This window comes from Sphingobacterium sp. WOUb80, from assembly GCF_050058145.1.
In the GTDB taxonomy this organism is placed as follows: Bacteria; Bacteroidota; Bacteroidia; order Sphingobacteriales; family Sphingobacteriaceae; genus Sphingobacterium.
Window position 1 is genome coordinate 998,831 of record NZ_CP165617.1, and the last position, 17,738, is coordinate 1,016,568.

A 17,738-nucleotide genomic window follows, 5' to 3' on the forward strand; every position below is an offset into this window, starting at 1 on the left:
ATTTGACAAATGGAAAATTCATTAAAAAGTTTGGCTGATCTCAAAGATATCAATCTTAGGTTGAAGGGCTTTAGAGTGTTTAAGGTGGAGGAATCATTTCGGGGAGTACCTGAGTATTCCCGTAAGGATTTTTATAAAATATGCCTTCACCATGGAGATAGTACAATCCATTATGCAGATAAAAGTGTCGTTGTGAAAGGCTATACTTTATTTTTTGGAACACCGCATATTCCGTATTCCTGGGAAATTGAATCTGAAGAGCACCATAGTTATACCTGTATTTTTACTGAAGGTTTTCTCAGCAATAACGACCGTTTAGAAAGTTTACATAATTCACCTCTTTTTAAAGTAGGAGGGACGCCTGTTTTTGCGTTAGAGGAACATTCTCATCAGTTTCTAAAAGGGATCTTTGAAAAAATGCTAGAAGAACAGGATTCTGACTATCATTATAAAGACGAATTAATCAGAAACTATATCAATCTGATAATCCACGAAGCTCATAAGATGCAGCCGTCTGATAATTATTTTACGACAGGCAATGCTTCATCGAGGATATCAGGGCTGTTTATGGATCTTTTAGAACGCCAATTTCCGATCGATAATCCTAAGTATCCATTAACAATTAAAAATCCCAATGATTTTGCTGAGCGACTGAATATCCATGTCAATCATCTCAATCGGTCTATTAAAGAAATTACGGGAAAAACTACGAAAGATCTCATTACAGAAAGAATCGCTTCCGAAGCCAAAGAGCTTTTGCATTATACCGATTGGAGTATTTCCGATATTGCTTATTCTTTGGGGTTTGAATATCCTACCTATTTTAACAACTTTTTTAAACGAGTGACGGGAAATACCCCCAATAATTGGAGAAAGATTTCAATTTATTCGGGGCAAAGTCTGGCTTAAAATTCCTTATAATCAAAAAATAGCTAGGAGGTCTCTGGAAAACAATGATATGCTAAAATTGGAGCCGTTGGCCAGCTGCAGCGAAAATGAGGTAATGAAATTCCATGGTTTTGGAAAAAGTTCTCTACCAGTGTTAAAAGCTGCATTAGAATCTGTAGATTTATCTTTTAAACAATAAAAATAGAAGCTAAAATCATGGAGTAAGGCGAAGTAGCATCCATTAATGACAGATATAGGTAAATGAAACATTCATATACAGCAGAAAACATATTGACACAAATCACTGCCAAGGATACCAAACTTGGTGATTTGCGAAAGATTGCCAAAGAGATAAAAAAGGATCATCCATTAGCAATGGAACTTTGGTCAGCTCGAAGTTTTTTCGCCCGACAACTGGCAATTCTAATTATGGACAGAAAGCATCTTACAGAGGGCGTTATTGATAATTTAGTCGACGAGATTAGTCAACAACATTTTGATAAAGAGAAACTTCAGCTCATAGATTGGTTGATGGCAAACCAGCTTACCAAAGACAAAAAGACCCTTTCCTTAATAGAGAATTGGAAAAACAACCAATCTCCACTTAAAAGACGAACTTATTGGTATTATCAAGGGCGTTTGCGTTGGATGGGCCAAACACCGCCGACAAGCAACACTGAGTTATTGTCTGAAGTAGAAAGTAAAATTGAACGAGAAGAGCCAGAAGTTCAATGGGCAATGAATTTTTTGGCGGGCTGGATTGGAGTTTACGACAAAAAGTATCGAGAACGTTGCATAGCACTTGGAGAAAAAACAGGTCTTTACAGAGATAAGATGGTGTCCAAAGGTTGTACTCCAGAGTATTTGCCAGAGTTTATTGCAATCGAAAGTAACAAAAGAAATCTATAATTTTTCTCTCGCAATAGGACTATGAAGCTGAGCAGGGAGGTAACAGATAGTATTACCGCCACTTGCTCACCTGTAGTGACTTTTCTTCCAATTGAGCGGCCAATGATTTTACTCTGGCTTTTAAAATTAATTTTCTACCTGTAATAGACCTTGTAAAGATTAAATCGCAATTACCTACATGTTGTCTCCATTGATTGCTAAAATATTCGGCGAGCTCTTTTTTACGCGCCAGAATTTCAGGCACTGCATGATAATCTTCCTGCTTTACAAAAAAAGCAAAAGTGTTTTTTCTGACAATCACATAGCGCGGATTGTCGATCGGTGCAATAATTTCGCACAGCGCATTGATGAATATAGATTTGTCAAAAGTGGTTCCTCCTTCCAGATGACAGTAAACAGCCCCTGATCGATCGACTTGCGTTTCCACCCGCAATTCCTCATGATCAGCACGTATGATATGCGCTTTTAGCAAGGCGTCTAATAGGGTATGGCTCACTTTTTTTAGATCTTTGGTAATGTCTCTGTATTTCAGATATATACGTAGCGATTTGATGGTGTTTCTACCGAAAAGCAATATGCCGATTGTTCCCAAGCCCGCCATGTAAATGTAAAGATCTCTCAAGCTCTGCATATTTTTTAGTACTCGAATAAAACCTTGTATATGATCAAGTCCAAAGCTAAGCCAGGCTGCAGCCACTGTCACTAACAAGTTTTTCATTGTTTTGTTGAGATACAGTGCTTTAACGCGTTGATAATCCTGTTCTTCTTCAAAAGGTATTTTGATCTCTTCTACGAGATTCACTCCTTTGTTAAGCGCAACGTTCCAGCGTTGCTTGAGATCCTTTCGATTGGCTGCAAATTCAAGCATTTCAGCGTTTTTCCTTGAGATTTCCCTAACGTTGTTTATATTTTCGGGTAGATCAAAACGGCCGATACCATTCTCAATTTCAGGTTCTTGACGAAGTGAGATGCCGACAAAGCTTTTAAAACGTCGTTTTAATAATTTAAGGTCATCTCCACCCGTAGCAGAGGTTGGATCAGCGCACACCAAATGCCATATGTTTGCCGTTTTGTTCGTATTACCCAGTTGGGCTCTGATCGCCCGTCCACGCATCTGGTTGGAAAGTACAAATGAGCCTACAAAACTCGCTAGAATCAGTGAATTGATTGCTGGAGCATCCCAGCCTTCGCCCAACAAAGACTTGGTTCCCAGTAAGATTTCGATTTCTCCTGCCTGAAATAGTTGGGTGACAATGTGGACAATATCATGTTGAAGCCCCTCTGTCTGATTTATTGAAAGATAATTAGTATCGAAAGGAACAGGGCTAGCGTAGGTGTCATAGACACCGTATTTGGCTGAAGTGGTTTTAAATGCTGGATAAGTGTCAGCCGGAATAATGATTATGGAACCTGTAAGGACCCCGATTTTCTTGTTGTTTTTATTTTCGCGTCTTAATTTTTCGAAAATAGGGATAACACCTATTTTGTTCAATTCAAGTTCATTGTGAGTGCTGTTTATATAAAATTCTTTCCGTATGAAGTCCGAGAGGATGACCAAGCGTAAATCTTTACCCAATTTGTCGTATTCAAAATCCACAATCGACTTGATAGATTCCATTTTACTGATACTTGACGTTAAATATTGTCTGATACGACTATTTTGGGAAAAGTTCACTTGTTTTTTTTCAAGAGCACCATGCCGTTGTAATCTATTTGTCAGTATATTTCGATGCTCTTCAAACGCATTGAAATGTACCTTCTCCCGATGCAGATAAAAATCAAGTAGAATTTCGATCCATTCATAATCCAGATCAGGTATTTTGAAATCTTTGCCACCAATGATCTCCAGATGGAGATCAGGAATGGGAATTTGGTTGGCATGTAGAAAAATTAAGCAAGCCGAGTAAAATTTTAAGTTATTATATACCCAGTCTAGATCAGCTATCGGGTCCAGCCATATCGGATGTTTTTGGATCGCCTGGAGCACGATTTCGTCCTTTCTTATTTCTTTAAACAGCTTATGGATGCTTTCCCTGTAATCTTTAATGAACTGTGTTTCCTTTTGGGTCGGGGAGGTGAAATAGATATAATCCTGATGCGGACATAGATCCCCCTCAATGATAAGCTCAGGGACTGAAATTTCTGCATCTATAGGTCCATTGAGATCTATATAGCGCTGCCATTCTGTTGGTGTGACATCGTAAGGCGGGGTCGCGGTTAAGCCGACAACCATGGGTTTCAGTTTTTTTTTGATATTTATTAACGTGTGCCACCATTCATTTTTAAGATGATGGGCCTCATCGAGGACGATTGTACCGATTTTCTGTAATTGCAATCCCCCTAGAATACGGTCAAGGCTTGAATCATTCCCCCTTACATTCTGATCATTGCATGCAGCATGCAGTCCCTGATAGGTCACTACCGTCATAAATTTGGGATTTCGGATATCTTTAGATATCCAGTCGGGGACGGTATCTGTTTGAAGAAAAAGTTCACAGAACCGTTGTATCCATTGATTACGGATCGCGCGTGTCGGTGCAAGAATTAGCGTTGGTTTATTAATGCGGATCGCAACTTCAAGCCCTAAAACAGTCTTACCAGAGCCGGGAGGAGCCACCACATGTAAATGCCCATCCTTCAGATGCGCCTGTAATTCTTCAAGTACGCGAAGTTGGTACTTCCGCCATGAATATTTGAACTTAATTGCTTTTGGATATCCAGTCAATAGATTAGGACAATTTAAATTTTATACCAATATAATAATTTTGGCTACAATTACTGTTCGTCACAAAAGAATTTTGGATGTGCCTCTATTTCTCCCAAATATCAGTGTTATAATAATCGATTATTTCTTCTGGAATAAATTTTGGATATGGGACTGAATCTAAGTGGTTTGTTGATTAAAAGTTAATCATGAGCAAGCTGAAGGTTTGGCATTAGATTATTTACTATTATGCTTATTGAATAGCAGAGCAGTTATTATTCGCTGGGATAGACTTTATATTCGTACATCATTCCTGAAGGATAAGGTGATACCTTTGTAGAAACAGCTAAAGGGTTTCTTAATGAGTATAATAGCGGTGTTCTCGATCATATTGTTAGTAGGAATTGTTATTCTAATTGTTGGAGCAGTTTTGATGTTGTTAACATCAATTATCGCCCTTGTCTGTAGAAATCGGGTATGGAAGGGACGGGTGGATAATGTGTTGTACATAAGTACCCATATAGTAGAGATTGGTTTATTGATGTTTCTTTTGACACTTGCAGGCTCGAGCATCTTTATCGTAATCGAGGCAATAATCAAAGGTGCTTATCGCTTGAATTTTAGCAGAACTGGGGGTGAGACGACAATATTGTGGGAGAGTCAGCCTATGCGGTTTGCTTTTCAGACAATAATATTTATAGGCTTTTCCGTCTTTTTGATCTATTTTTCAATAAAAAAAGGTCGATCTTTAAAACGTATGCGTTAAGACCGGAAAGTATGAGCATAGGGAACATGGAATAGCAACAATTGTAAAAAGATCAAATTATATGAGAAAAATTATTATTCTGGTGCCAATGATCATGGCCCATATCTTATGTTTCGGACAGAAAAAAAAATCAGGTAAAACAGATTTTCCATTTCCAAAAATTGAGAATACAACACGTGTGCCGGAGGCAAAAAAAATAGAGGATCTTGATCTCGTCCCTTCAAAAAGTTGTTTTGTTTATAACACCGAAGAAAAGAAGGACTCGCTGTTATTTGTCAATGAGAATTTATTGGAATATGGTTGGGCAGGCGACAATGCCAGAATGGTTATTACTTCATACAGTTATGATCCAATCAAAAAAGAATCGGCAGCAAAGAGTGGATATGTTCTCTTGGAAGAAAGGAAAATGCAATTTGTCAATGGAAGTTACAAGATACAAAACGATATGCTTGTTTTTACTCCTGAAAAAAAGGAAAAATTTAAAACACGAAGGTTTAGATTGTTGTACAAGTCAAGAACAAAGAAAATTGATTGCTTGATAGATGAAGAAAACAATAAATTTGTCCCAGGTGATTGTCTGGAACCCATGGTAAGTAGGTAGACAATAATCTGTATGAAGAGCATTTTATTACTTTTTTGTGTTGCTTTCGCACTGCATTCTTGTGGCAATAAGCCCCATAAGACAGGAAAAATAGAGGTGGCAAAAGAGAAAACTATGGCAAAGAACAAAGCTCAGAGGCTGGAGGGAGAAATCGGACCGGACAATAATTTCTTTGGGGAAATTAAAAATTATGATATTTCTCCAATTTTAATGGCGACTGAAATCGAGATCATTGATGATAGCAATATCCTCACAAGACCCGAAGCAATAGGTTTCATAGGCGATGATTACCAGCGATTTTATATTCATTTTACTTCTATCAGGCAAGCTACGGATAACCGATATAAGTACATTGCTGAAGGGAAAACTCGGGTAAGGGGGACGATAAGACCTTTTAAAGGCACTCTTATGATTAAAAAGGCGACAATTGAGAAAGATGACGATATGTATGTCGGCTATACAAGTGGCATAGCTATCTGTGATGTGAAATTTTACGAAGATAGGGGAATGACCTCAACGGGGTCTATTTTTGGAACAATGAGAATTGGTTATTTAATCGATAAAACGAGTCGATTAAAATACAATACTTTATATTATTACGCAGACGGTTTTAATAATAATTCTTTTGAAGGGACCTGGACAAGCTATAAGACGAAAGTCTCAAAAAAATGTAATTGGGGTGATTTTAGAATTCCTGCTAGCGGGGATCTGGATATCGGAGCTGGAGAATTTTCTCCAAATTCTAAATATTTTGATAACGGCTGGAAATCTTATATACTGAGCATTGCTGGTGAAACAGAAATTGATGCTGCTATGGGGAAGAAAAAAGAGTCTGAAAAATGGTGGGAATAATTGAAGGAAACTCTTTTGTATAAACAAGAAGAAATGGGAAAAATTATATTTAGATTCTGGCTAGTTAATATACTACTAAGTGTATTGCTTTTTACCTTATATAGACTTATCATTGCGCAGACAGATACATCGCCGACTGGTTTTTTGGAGAGCATTATTGTTATTTTGGATATTGTGGTCAATCTTGGTTTCTCAACGATCTATCTTGTAGCAATGGCTTTGTGTTCTTTACTACTTTTCCTAAATCACATCGAAAAAGTTAGGAATCATAAAGTACTATCATTGTTGACTTTCTCGGGAATACCGACGCTTTTTTTGGTCTTACTGATCGTTTACATTTTGGCGGGTATATATAAATATAATATGATTCTTGATCCGCTAAAAATGTTGTTAGTCTTTTCAATTATTTATGTTTCCTGCACAATCTTAGAATTTGTGGTATTCAGAAAAGCAATAGAAAAACGGAAAACCCATCTGAAAATTCAGAAATAATACAATATCTTTCGTCTGCCTATTTATTATTTAATTAAAATTGATTGAATTCAGATAGCCTGATGATTTTAATCTTTCTAAGATGTGGTTTGCTTCAGCTTGATCCATATCATTAGCAAACCTTATGGTTTTAAAACCGTATTCAAATCGAATAGAACCTCTATTTTTAAACAGCGACAAATCATTTCTGCGCCCCCAAAAAGCAAATTCAAAAGGTTCTTCCTCAGCATGAAAATTCTTTGCTTCCCTTAGATCATATACCTTACTCCTAAAAAATATATCATTTTTTCTGGTAATACTTATTTGCTCGCGATCTATTAAGATAATTTCCTTTCCAAACAAACACCACATTAATGTTTTAATCACAAATAGGCCACCTGCAATCCAGAAGACTAACCAAACCATGGTAAATAAACTACCAAATCCTAATCCGCTATTTCCGTTATCATAAAAATCCACTAAAATGGATGAACCAACAAAATTTAATCCTACAAACCAGGCGACTAGCCACAAACTAAGAAACATGATGACAGGTAAATGTTTTTTTGCTGGTATTATAATCTGATATCCATTTGGCATTTGTTCAATGTTTGCAATACCTTCATAAGGTCTTTCCATGGTAATAATTTGTTACTCGTTTAAAAAGGTTAATTTATCAGGAGCTAATATGCAAAAAGTCAAAGAATAAAAAAACAATTTTTAATTTATTTCATACATCAACAAGTCGAATGGCCAATTGGAATTCCAGTCACAGATCCTGTTCGTTTATGAACTTTTTTATTGGCAAGTCGAAAATGGATGAGAGGAACATTAAATTTAATCATTAGCTTGCTCTGGATTTGAATAAGTTTTTTTATTTTGAGGATAAAAATACATCAATTATACAGTGTAACGTTAAGAGGGAAATTCAGATAACAGTAAATATGAAATTAAGAATAATCGGAACTCCGACAGAGTTTGGAGAAACAGCAGAACTAGAAGATTTTAAATTTCAAAATGGGAAGGGATTTCCTGAATCATATAAGAGATTTGTATTGAAATACGGATATGGATTAGCTTTGGGCGAATTCCATATATATTTGCCCATGGGAGAATATGGAGATTCACTTTCTGTGCGGGCAGAAGGAATTAAAAGAACCTACATAGAAGATGTTAACAATGACGATTTCTGGTTTGATTTAGAGCCAGATGGTTCTCCCGCATTGCTGAAAGTATTGTTCCCATTTGCGTCGAGTGACAATGGCTTATATCTTTTTTGGAATTATGAGTCAGAATCAGCTCATGAATTCGATATCTATTTAACCGATTTTAGGGGAATTGGATTTAGAAAAGTTGGTAACTCTTTAGATGAAACAATAGAAAAACTTACTGGGGAGCAGTACAAGGAATTTCTGCCATTCTCTATTCAGCCTTTGCCCAGGACTTTCAAATGTTTGAATAAAATCGAAATCTAGCTGTTAATTATTTTCGTTCATGGGATTCCACTCCTCCAATCCTTGTTTCATGGTGCACTTCTTATCTTTGTCTATACAGTTCTATCCCTTTTTTGAATACCTATTGTTCTTTACAAAAAAGCGTAATGGTAGCACAGCATGCTCCTGAGCATAAGCAATACCTATCCGCGGTGCCTTTCCAATCTCCGAAGGGCTGTATTTCAATCCTTGATCTTCAACCCATATATTATCTCCGGTCAGTAACATGTCGTTAAACGAAGAATCAATTCCTAAAGCTTTCGCCGCAGAACCCGGACCATTCGAAAAGGAAGTTTTTTCAGGTGGTACTTGCCTTCGCAATGCCATTACATCCATGCCAACCAACGGTTCAATACTTCTAATTAAAACGCATTGCGGATCCTCTGCAACTGATGTGACAATATTCAAAAGATGGTGAATTCCATAACATAAATATACATAGGCTATTCCGCCTTCCCGGTACATCGATTCAGTCCTCGATGTTCTCTTGCCATTATAAGCATGCGATGCTTTATCCGAAATGCCAAAGTAAGCTTCGGTTTCGACAATTCGGCCCGCTGTTATCAAACCATCTTTTTGCGTATAGAGAATCTTACCTAGCAGATCTTCTGCAAGAAATAGGACATCAGTGTCCTTATAATATGACTGAAGCAGTTTACTCATAATTTATACCCCTAGAAGACTCATTTATACCTGTATGGTACCCGTATCAATACGCTTATTCAATAATTCTCCAAATTCGATTTTATGTTGAACTATTGTATCGCTGGAATTATGTCTTCTATAGCTATTGAGATTGAGCAACATTAAAAAAGAATTTATCATTTCTTCGAGAATCTTTATATCCGTCAAATTCTGTTACCACTGTTAAATACGTCTTTCAACGGTAATTAAATATAAGAAAAATCATAGTTTATCGCTAACGAATAGTTAATCAAATAAATTCCGATCGCAACTCAGAGAGTCTATGAACCCCTGTTTATCCTAACTTTCGCTTAGCAATATCGCATACAAGCGTAAAGATGATACTGGTTGAAGTCGTATCTGTGGTGGAATAGCGGCGGACAAAGATAAGCTGTTATTTGATAAGATAGGGGCTGCACCAAATTGACCAGGCATTAAAGTTGTTTCCCGTTTGATCCTGTGTACAGAGCTCAAGATCATCGACACCTGCGAGATCTATGTCAAAATGATGCTTTTCATTAGGCTTGACATTATAGGAAGAAAGTATTTTTCCGTTGCCGCGGATGATAAATTGAATGCCTTCAGGCTTTTGTGCCCCGTCACGTAAAGCTGCTGTAATCTTCAATTTCCGCCACTTTTTTGTAAGTTTGTACTTATATAGTGATGGGGCATGGGCATATAATCCTTTAGGATATATTTCGCCCATGTTTTCCAGAAAAAATAATTTGTTGGATTCGGCTGTGTAGTAATTACGCGCTGGATTTTCCCAACCTACAGAAGCTTCTTCCCAAGCTGCATCTGAAAGAGAGATGCTATCCTTTTTAATGGTTTTGAGGTTGATTGGCTGGTTATTTTGCAATAGCTGATTTAGTATGGTTAACTTGATCTGTCTTTGATTATCCAGATTGTCATTTTCTATTATTCTAATCAAATCATTGACGGTTGCCTGACCAAAATTATCTACGGTTTGAAAATGTCCCTCTTTACTGTAGCTAACCATTTTGCGGTATTCTTTAATAGATCCATTGTCGAATAAAAAGAGAATTCTTATCTCGTAAGGTAGATTACGTTCAAGTGAAGCTATATTAATCTCTGCAAAATTTCTTTGACAGACTGCCGACAAAAAGCTGTTGCTCAAATATTCCGAGATGTTATATGGGCGGGTTAGTACAACAACGCTATATGGTATTGTACTTGTCTGGTAGTGGAGCATTAGTTTTGTTTTATTTTCCGTTTGAGATATCTTAAATGACTGCAATAGAAATTCGTTGTTATTATGTGTAGGTTTCGGCCGCTGTGTAAATAGGGGATGACTGCTTAACTGAAATACTGATGCACGGGAAAATTTAGATGATTTTAGACCGCCCCATTTTTCCTCTTTGTAGTGTCGGCTGCCATGTTCTCCCATCAGGGATATCGTTTTTGAACTGAACTCATTTGGGAAACCATTATCATGTGTTAATCCGAATAGATGTCCCATTTCATGAGCTATCCCGCCAAGATACCAGCTATTGAACTCACCTACAGAACATTCTTTATCAGTTGCAAACATTTCTGTGAAAGTCATTTTGGTGCTGGCGTCGGATAGGAGCGCTGGATCTAGCAGGTCGCAGTCAGCAACCATACACAATCCCGATGAAGCCGACCCCCTGCCATAGTAGGGTGAATGAAATATATAGGTCCCATTTTCATTTTTATGGCTCAAAGCAGTAATTACAAGAATATGTTCTGCGCTTGGATTGATAACAGGTGCTAGTTTTTCGAAGATTTCTTTTTCTATTTCTCCACCCGAATTTATTGTGTAATCATTTGAAGGTTTTGATCCTTGCACCAGATGGTACCGGTAATCCGAATTGTCCGTTTCAAAAGGGATGCCATCACTTTCGAATCCTGAACTTTCAAACTCATTTTTGTAGTAGGAAGAGATATCTTTCAGTGTTCGATCCAGTCGATTTTTCCAGTTTGAAGACGGCTTTGAGTCTGCAGCATAGAAATAGACTATTTTAACTGTATTCAGCGTCTTTTTTTTAATTGCTGGGGTAGTACCCTGTGCCAATTGGGTAAATGCAGCTAGAAAAATGTACAGCATCAGCTGTTGAAAGATGGGCTGTCTGCATTTTTTGATGGTTTCCATAAAAGTTCCCATTTAAAGAATGTGTTTGGTCGGTCTGATTGGTGAAAACTAAAATAATCTTTTTATTTGACATTTATTCCATCTCAATCTTTCCGAGGTATTTTTATTCCCAATAGAATGGTGATTTCATTCTTTCAAAATCTCATAAAATAGCAAAGTTTATTTTAAAAAATCATTTAGGAACCATAAAATGGATTTTGTCTGATTCATGACGCTGACATGGCTCTGTCCGGGGATGATTGCTAATTGAGATTTCGGCATTTGTCCAAAGTCACCCACTACGGCACCACCCAATAGCTGATAAGTTTTAGCTAGTTTGATTTTATCCAGACCGTCATTATCTCCGGCAATTATCAAGACAGGGGCAGATATTTTGGCAATATTTGCATCTCCTAAGTCAAATGGGCGTTGTGCTAATGAGATCATCTGCTCCAAAAATTTCGTCCATTTTGTTTTATCGGGGGCAACAGCGTCGTAAGCTTGCTGCATAGGACTATTGTCAAATAATTCTGGTTTCATGCCCTTGAATGCATTGTTGATTTCTGGCATCCATCCAGCACTTTTATAGGTCGCAGAAATAATGACCAACTCATTTAACCGCTTCGGATATTGAATAGCAAATTGGTATGCTATAGCACCACCAAAGCTATAGCCAAGTACAGCAGCATTTTCGATTTTCAGATAATCCATTACGCCGGCCACATCTTCTGCAAGTACTGCATGGTCAAATTTTCTGTCGGAAAATGGTGAATGGCCATGTCCCTGCAATTCGATGGCTATAACTTTTCTATTTTTAGCTAATTCAGGTATTAGCTGACCCCAGTTTGAACTGATGGTCATAAAGGCGCCATGTAACAGTACAATTGGTTTACCCTTGCCATAAACTTCATAGTATACTTTGGTGCCATTCAGGGGCACTAAACCTTTGACAGAAGGTTTGATCTGCTGGCCAGGTGATTGCATTACAGTTGTCATCATGATGATAAATATGAATGATTTAAAAACATTGCTGGTTTTGATAGGATTTTTCGTAATTGATTTATATAAGTTCTACAGGACAAAGATGTGAACAATTACCAAGGAAGCCCCTGTGTAAATACGACAACTTAAGGGGTTGATTGCGTCAATCAACTCCAGTGATCCAACTCAGTGAAATGTTTCATTATTACGGTAAAATGTTTTGGTGCTTCATTAAGCTATATACTAAGTACAGTACACTGCGCTTTAAAGACGGTTACAACTATATTGGAAGGACACCAGAAGAAGTGTTGGCCTTCTTAAACCAGCATATGCAATAGGGCTAAGGCTGATGTTATATGTTAGACGAACATTTGAAGAGTTTGGTTCTATGCAATTGTGTATCAATTCGAGATGATTAAAACACGCAACTTTATGCATGTTTGTATTCTTTTTAGTTGTGAATTGCATTTTGTTGCGTATTTCAATTATTATGTGTATCCTTACATTATTTGGTGAATCGCTTTTCAATAATAGCTTATTAACCAGTATTAAAAACCAGATTTTACTATAAACCGAATGGCTTCTTTACCAAAACTTTTATTAATTGGAATAATCTTCCTATACAGTGGGTTGCTGTATGGACAGTCTATAGAAAAGGTAATCAGAGGTAAAGTCGTCAGCCCCGAAATGACACCTGTTTTCTTAGCGACAGTAAGCTTGTACAATATTGATAACAAATTGATATTAAGCACAAGGACAGATAGTACGGGTACTTTTCAGATAGTACATAATCTAAAGGAGAAGTATTATTTGTTAATAAGGCATCTAAGCTATCACGAATTGAAGAGCAGTTTGGTCAGTCCAGCCAATGGCAATGTCGGAACTGTACAGCTCTTCCGGCAGGAAAATACATTGAAAGCGGTAGAGGTAGAGAGTAAAAGAAAACTATTGAGTGTAGATGGAGGTTCGGTCATTTACCATATAGAAAATAGTATAGCGGGACAGGATATATCAGCCTTCGAAGCTTTAAAGAGAGCACCCGGTGTACAAATAGAAAACGAAACAGACATTACACTCAATGGAAAAAGCGGTGTTCAGATTCTCTTGGATGGAAAGCAAACTTTTCTTTCTGGAAAGGAGCTAAGTGATTTATTGAAATCAATGTCGTCCAATAATCTCAAATCTATAGAAATTCTCCATAGTCCCAGTGCCAGATATGATGCTACAGGAGCCGCTGGCATGATTAATATCAAAACGAAGAAAAATCAAACAAAGGGGCTAAACGGAACCATTTCTACAGCCTTTGCCTATGGGACGAGTCCGAAACAACTGGAGACTGTTGGATTCAATTATCGGGTTAATAGGATTAATATTTTTGGCACTTATAATCACACATTGGGTAATTACAATTACATGTATGGTACCAGTCGCAGGCAAAATGGGAAGTCATATGACAGTCGGACGATTGATGTGGACAAACGTCAGAAAATGGCTTCTCAGGTTGGTGTGGACTATTTTATCAACGATAAAAATACGGTCGGCTTTTTGGCAAATGGCAACTTTATTTTTGGAGGAGGTCTAACCAATACCGCTACAGCAATTGCGACGGTACCTTCTACTACGGTAGAGGAAACTCTGGATGCTATCAATGACTATTATGGCCAGCAAACGAAACGCTATAATTTTAACCTCAACTACAAATACGAAGATACCCTCGGCCACAGCCTAAATGTTGATGCTGATTATGGCCTTTTCGACAAATGGAACAAGAATTTGCAATCAAATACTTATCGTGATCTTCAGTCCACGATTGTTGACGAAAACCTTTATCGCACACTGAATGATATTGATATTGATTTAAAAGGATTAAAAATAGATTATACGTCACGACTATGGGGTGGGAAATTAGAAACAGGTGCCAAGTACTCTGCGGTAAGCTCGAAAAATAACACACGTTTTTACCATGTTACGGGATCAGGGGACAGCCTCGACAATAGACGTTCAAATGATTTTCACTTCGATGAACGTATCAGTAGTGCATATGTTGATTACAAAAGGTCTATTGCAAGTTGGTCATTCCAGGCGGGAATACGACTAGAAAGTGCCCGTTCTAAGGGTACTTTAATCTACTGGGAGCAAGGAGCGGATTTCAATGAGCATATCAATAGAAAGTTCATCAACTTATTTCCTTTTGTTTCCGTCACTAGACAGATGACCAATCAACAGACACTCTCGCTATCTTATGCTAAACGGATTGAAAGACCTGCGTACCAAGATCTGAATCCTTTTGTCTATATGCTTGATGAACTTTCTTTCTGGAAAGGAAATCCTTTCTTGATACCCTCTTTGACCCAGCGATTCACGCTGCTTTATTCGTTAAAAAGCTCCACAATAGTCGCCTTAACTTATGCCTACACAGATCAGCTGAACGCAAAAGTAACGGATACACTAGAACAGGACAAGATCATGATGATCAGTAAAAATGTGGGAACGCAAAAACATTGGTCTTTGTCCTTAACACAGACTTATTCGCCAAAACCTTGGTGGGACATTACCTTCAATGGATTGTTGTATTACATTCATAATGATGTTTCCTTTGACCAGTATAGAGATCTCAGCATAAAGCAGACTGCCGGACGTGTTAGTCTCGTCCAGACGTTCAAACTACCATTAAAGATAAGGGGCGAACTTTCTACAGTCTATAATTCAAAACGGCTAAGTGGAGCCAATACAATCAGCAGGCCTATTAGTCAAGTAGACATCGCACTTCAAAAACCCATATTAAAAGACAAGGCAACAATAAGAGTTGCAATTACAGACATCTATAAAGGCAATCAAATTAAATATACACAGAATCTACCAGGATTGCTTTCGTCAAGCTACGGCTACTATGAATCAAGGCAGGTACGTCTAAGTTTTAGCTATCGATTCAGTAGCGGTGTGGCCAAGGATCAACGTAATCGCAAATCGGCACTTGAAAGTGAAAGTGGTCGCATACAATAAGAAGATAAAAAAGCAACAATTCCCTGTTTTCAATGATCTATAGTCTCGTGCCAAATATTAAAGTCCTATCAATACTTGTCCTTTTTGCCAAATGTACTGTTGTCAGATATTATTTTATAAATTCGGTGATCGTTATTGTTATCATGTCCCAGTCTATAGGATTCAATATGAAATTAAAGAAAGATAAGACTCTTGTCAAATCGGTGTTAGGGTTGTGGATCTTTAAAAAATAAAGAAATTGGAGTAAGAATAACAATGTAAAGATGTAAGTTTGTGTATCGCCAACATTAAATTTAAGGTTATGATATATTTAGGAATTCTAGTCTTTTTTGGACTTATTACATTGTTTGCTTCATTTTATACAGTAAAACAAGAATCTGCCGCTGTGATCGAAAGGTTAGGCAAATTTTTAAAAGTAAGTCATGCTGGTTTGCATTTAAAAATTCCATTTTTAGATCAGATCGCTAAACGTCTGAATCTTCGGATAAAGCAATTGGATGTCATGATTGATACCAAAACGTTGGATAATGTTTTCATCAAGATGAAAGTTTCTGTTCAGTATCAGGTCATAAGAGACAATGTAAAAGACGCTTATTATCGTTTGGAAAATCCCGAAAATCAGATTACATCTTATGTTTTTGATGTTGTGCGTGCGGAAGTTCCCAAGACAAAATTAGATGATGTCTTTGTAAGAAAAGATGATATTGCCATTGCCGTAAAAAGTGAATTGCAGGATGCGATGCAAAGTTATGGCTATGATATAATCAAAGCATTAGTGACCGATATTGATCCTGATGAACAGGTAAAACACGCTATGAACAGAATCAACGCTGCAGAGCGTGAAAAAACCGCCGCAGAATATGAATCTGAAGCCCAAAGAATACGAATTGTTGCCGTCGCAAAAGCTGAAGCAGAATCTAAAAAACTTCAGGGACAGGGGATTGCAGACCAAAGAAGGGAGATTGCCAAAGGACTGGAAGAATCTGTAAAAATGCTGAACGCCGCCGATATCAATGCTCAGGAAGCTTCTGCTTTAATTGTAGTCACCCAGCATTATGATACGCTGAATGCTATTGGAGCCAATAGTAGAAGCAATTTGGTTTTACTTCCTAACTCGCCGACAGCCGCAAGTACCATGCTGAATGATTTAGTTGTTTCAATTGCTGCAGCGCAAAAGATTGATGGACACAGTAACGTTCAATTGTCGGAACTACCCAAAGATAGCGGACGTCAGGAATAATTGTTATTTATGATAAGATTTTTAGCTTATCTTCACTGCTACATATGTAATCTATTTCGATCCTCATGATTTCCTCGGAGGTAAAGTTTATTGAGGATTTTCTCTTGTTGATCCATCAAAAACAGTTAGGTTGGATCAACAAGAGAAAATTGACCCAAAGAATTTCCAGTAAGTCGCTGACTTATAAGCTTGTTATTGCTCGTTGTATATAGATGCATCAACCTTCGGCTTGAGGTGTTATAAACTTTAATGCGTCGTCTAATTCTGTTTCATCAAAATATTTCTCTTTCAAGGAGGAGCTGAACAAATGGAGGATTTTATTTTCGAGGTTAACGATTGATTTCATAAACTCGGAGTGAGATACAACAGCACAGCGCCCTATTTTTCCAAAGTGTTTGAAACCCCATAACTCGCCATCAAAGAATCCTTTTAATTCCATATTCTTCATTACGGACAGATCCTTTACCTTAATGAGTATGTTGACATGCTTATAACCTTGATTGAGCTTTCTTTCGAAAAGCTGTTCAATGAATAAAGCATCAGTCTCGGTAAATTTGCCCGATAGTTCTAGGGCAATCGCATTTTCCTCAAATTCTTTTATCTGGGTGATCATAATTAGTTTTTTTACCTGTTTTTTCTTCCCATGCTGCTATATATCAAATATAAAAAGAATCAAGGTAAAGACAACCCATATAATTGAATGCGGGGGAGAAGGGGCTGTTTATTTCATTGGGAAACGGCAGGTAAGGGACGCCATTACTGATAGACGGACCAAAGGCAAATATTTGCTATTGGAATTTTGATGTAACCGAATTCTTCAAGAGAAGAATGTGGGACAAGATTACAAGTGGTACAATCACGTTGGGCAATAAAGCATAAGGAAATTGTAGCATAGCAATATTTGGCTGATCAAAAGCTATCGTTTGTATAGGAATTGGTGACGACAGTATGCCTAGAATAACAACAATGAGAACTGAGCAAATACCGAATATATTCCATAACCTGAAAATCTGAAAATTGAAAATTTTACGAT

General features: G+C 37.4%; 15 protein-coding genes. 9 read left to right on the forward strand and 6 right to left on the reverse strand.

Going from position 1 to position 17,738, the window contains the following annotated elements; translation table 11 throughout:
• Positions 1-9: 9 nt before the first annotated feature.
• Both AB1Z56_RS03965 and AB1Z56_RS03970 read left to right on the forward strand, forming a co-directional pair.
• Positions 10-909: a helix-turn-helix domain-containing protein gene (locus AB1Z56_RS03965; protein ID WP_309361222.1), complete on the forward strand. Its 900-nt coding sequence runs from the start codon at positions 10-12 to the stop codon at positions 907-909.
• Between the two features lie 240 nt (positions 910-1,149).
• Positions 1,150-1,797: a DNA alkylation repair protein gene (locus AB1Z56_RS03970; RefSeq protein WP_309361220.1), complete on the forward strand. Its 648-nt coding sequence runs from the start codon at positions 1,150-1,152 to the stop codon at positions 1,795-1,797.
• A 52-nt stretch (positions 1,798-1,849) separates the two neighbouring features.
• On the opposite strand, the gene AB1Z56_RS03975 is transcribed toward AB1Z56_RS03970, so the two are convergent.
• Complete coding sequence (locus AB1Z56_RS03975) at positions 1,850-4,522, reverse strand: DEAD/DEAH box helicase family protein (RefSeq protein ID WP_426791144.1); 2,673 nt, start codon at positions 4,520-4,522, stop codon at positions 1,850-1,852.
• A 340-nt stretch (positions 4,523-4,862) separates the two neighbouring features.
• On the opposite strand from AB1Z56_RS03975, the gene AB1Z56_RS03980 reads away from it, so the two are divergent.
• The 4 genes from AB1Z56_RS03980 (at position 4,863) to AB1Z56_RS03995 (ending at position 7,212) form a co-directional block, all read left to right on the forward strand.
• On the forward strand, positions 4,863-5,267 hold the full coding sequence (locus AB1Z56_RS03980) for a hypothetical protein (protein ID WP_426791145.1): 405 nt from the start codon (positions 4,863-4,865) through the stop codon (positions 5,265-5,267).
• Between the two features lie 61 nt (positions 5,268-5,328).
• The gene (locus AB1Z56_RS03985) at positions 5,329-5,868 is read left to right on the forward strand and encodes a hypothetical protein (protein WP_309361214.1); all 540 of its coding nucleotides are present in this window, start codon (positions 5,329-5,331) and stop codon (positions 5,866-5,868) included.
• A gap of 96 nt (positions 5,869-5,964) precedes the next feature.
• Entirely contained in the window at positions 5,965-6,720 is a 756-nt protein-coding gene (locus AB1Z56_RS03990; protein WP_426791146.1) for a hypothetical protein, read from the forward strand.
• Between the two features lie 33 nt (positions 6,721-6,753).
• Complete coding sequence (locus AB1Z56_RS03995; protein ID WP_426791147.1) at positions 6,754-7,212, forward strand: hypothetical protein; 459 nt, start codon at positions 6,754-6,756, stop codon at positions 7,210-7,212.
• Positions 7,213-7,242: 30 nt separating this feature from the next.
• Here AB1Z56_RS03995 and AB1Z56_RS04000 read toward each other — a convergent pair whose 3' ends face one another.
• Positions 7,243-7,830 carry a hypothetical protein gene (locus AB1Z56_RS04000; protein WP_426791148.1) on the reverse strand — a complete coding sequence of 196 codons (588 nt, stop codon included), beginning with the start codon at positions 7,828-7,830 and terminating at the stop codon, positions 7,243-7,245.
• A 221-nt stretch (positions 7,831-8,051) separates the two neighbouring features.
• Here AB1Z56_RS04000 and AB1Z56_RS04005 point away from each other — a divergent pair, with 221 nt between their 5' ends.
• Complete coding sequence (locus tag AB1Z56_RS04005; protein ID WP_426791149.1) at positions 8,052-8,666, forward strand: SMI1/KNR4 family protein; 615 nt, start codon at positions 8,052-8,054, stop codon at positions 8,664-8,666.
• Between the two features lie 81 nt (positions 8,667-8,747).
• Here the strand turns inward: AB1Z56_RS04005 and AB1Z56_RS04010 are convergent, their stop codons facing one another.
• From AB1Z56_RS04010 to AB1Z56_RS04020, 3 genes are all read right to left on the reverse strand, one after another.
• Entirely contained in the window at positions 8,748-9,347 is a 600-nt protein-coding gene (locus AB1Z56_RS04010; protein WP_309361204.1) for a DNA-3-methyladenine glycosylase, read from the reverse strand.
• A gap of 415 nt (positions 9,348-9,762) precedes the next feature.
• Positions 9,763-11,502 carry an NPCBM/NEW2 domain-containing protein gene (locus tag AB1Z56_RS04015; protein WP_426791150.1) on the reverse strand — a complete coding sequence of 580 codons (1,740 nt, stop codon included), beginning with the start codon at positions 11,500-11,502 and terminating at the stop codon, positions 9,763-9,765.
• Positions 11,503-11,661: 159 nt separating this feature from the next.
• Positions 11,662-12,480: an alpha/beta fold hydrolase gene (locus tag AB1Z56_RS04020; protein WP_426791151.1), complete on the reverse strand. Its 819-nt coding sequence runs from the start codon at positions 12,478-12,480 to the stop codon at positions 11,662-11,664.
• Between the two features lie 558 nt (positions 12,481-13,038).
• Between AB1Z56_RS04020 and AB1Z56_RS04025 the strand changes: the two genes are divergently transcribed.
• Both AB1Z56_RS04025 and AB1Z56_RS04030 read left to right on the forward strand, forming a co-directional pair.
• Complete coding sequence (locus AB1Z56_RS04025; protein ID WP_426791152.1) at positions 13,039-15,465, forward strand: outer membrane beta-barrel protein; 2,427 nt, start codon at positions 13,039-13,041, stop codon at positions 15,463-15,465.
• Between the two features lie 301 nt (positions 15,466-15,766).
• Complete coding sequence (locus AB1Z56_RS04030) at positions 15,767-16,705, forward strand: SPFH domain-containing protein (RefSeq protein ID WP_309361195.1); 939 nt, start codon at positions 15,767-15,769, stop codon at positions 16,703-16,705.
• A 217-nt stretch (positions 16,706-16,922) separates the two neighbouring features.
• On the opposite strand, the gene AB1Z56_RS04035 is transcribed toward AB1Z56_RS04030, so the two are convergent.
• Positions 16,923-17,318: an STAS/SEC14 domain-containing protein gene (locus AB1Z56_RS04035; RefSeq protein ID WP_309361194.1), complete on the reverse strand. Its 396-nt coding sequence runs from the start codon at positions 17,316-17,318 to the stop codon at positions 16,923-16,925.
• Positions 17,319-17,738: the final 420 nt, after the last annotated feature.

What these genes read in the sequence shown, in the direction of transcription:
- AB1Z56_RS03965 (WP_309361222.1), top strand. Translation starts at nt 10, where the DNA reads ATGGAAAATTCATTAAAAAGTTTGGCTGATCTCAAAGATATCAATCTT.
- AB1Z56_RS03970 (WP_309361220.1), top strand. Translation starts at nt 1,150, where the DNA reads ATGAAACATTCATATACAGCAGAAAACATATTGACACAAATCACTGCC.
- AB1Z56_RS03980 (WP_426791145.1), top strand. Translation starts at nt 4,863, where the DNA reads ATGAGTATAATAGCGGTGTTCTCGATCATATTGTTAGTAGGAATTGTT.
- AB1Z56_RS03985 (WP_309361214.1), top strand. Translation starts at nt 5,329, where the DNA reads ATGAGAAAAATTATTATTCTGGTGCCAATGATCATGGCCCATATCTTA.
- AB1Z56_RS03995 (WP_426791147.1), top strand. Translation starts at nt 6,754, where the DNA reads ATGGGAAAAATTATATTTAGATTCTGGCTAGTTAATATACTACTAAGT.
- AB1Z56_RS04000 (WP_426791148.1), bottom strand. Translation starts at nt 7,830, where the DNA reads ATGGAAAGACCTTATGAAGGTATTGCAAACATTGAACAAATGCCAAAT.
- AB1Z56_RS04010 (WP_309361204.1), bottom strand. Translation starts at nt 9,347, where the DNA reads ATGAGTAAACTGCTTCAGTCATATTATAAGGACACTGATGTCCTATTT.
- AB1Z56_RS04015 (WP_426791150.1), bottom strand. Translation starts at nt 11,502, where the DNA reads ATGGAAACCATCAAAAAATGCAGACAGCCCATCTTTCAACAGCTGATG.
- AB1Z56_RS04020 (WP_426791151.1), bottom strand. Translation starts at nt 12,480, where the DNA reads ATGATGACAACTGTAATGCAATCACCTGGCCAGCAGATCAAACCTTCT.
- AB1Z56_RS04025 (WP_426791152.1), top strand. Translation starts at nt 13,039, where the DNA reads ATGGCTTCTTTACCAAAACTTTTATTAATTGGAATAATCTTCCTATAC.
- AB1Z56_RS04030 (WP_309361195.1), top strand. Translation starts at nt 15,767, where the DNA reads ATGATATATTTAGGAATTCTAGTCTTTTTTGGACTTATTACATTGTTT.
- AB1Z56_RS04035 (WP_309361194.1), bottom strand. Translation starts at nt 17,318, where the DNA reads ATGATCACCCAGATAAAAGAATTTGAGGAAAATGCGATTGCCCTAGAA.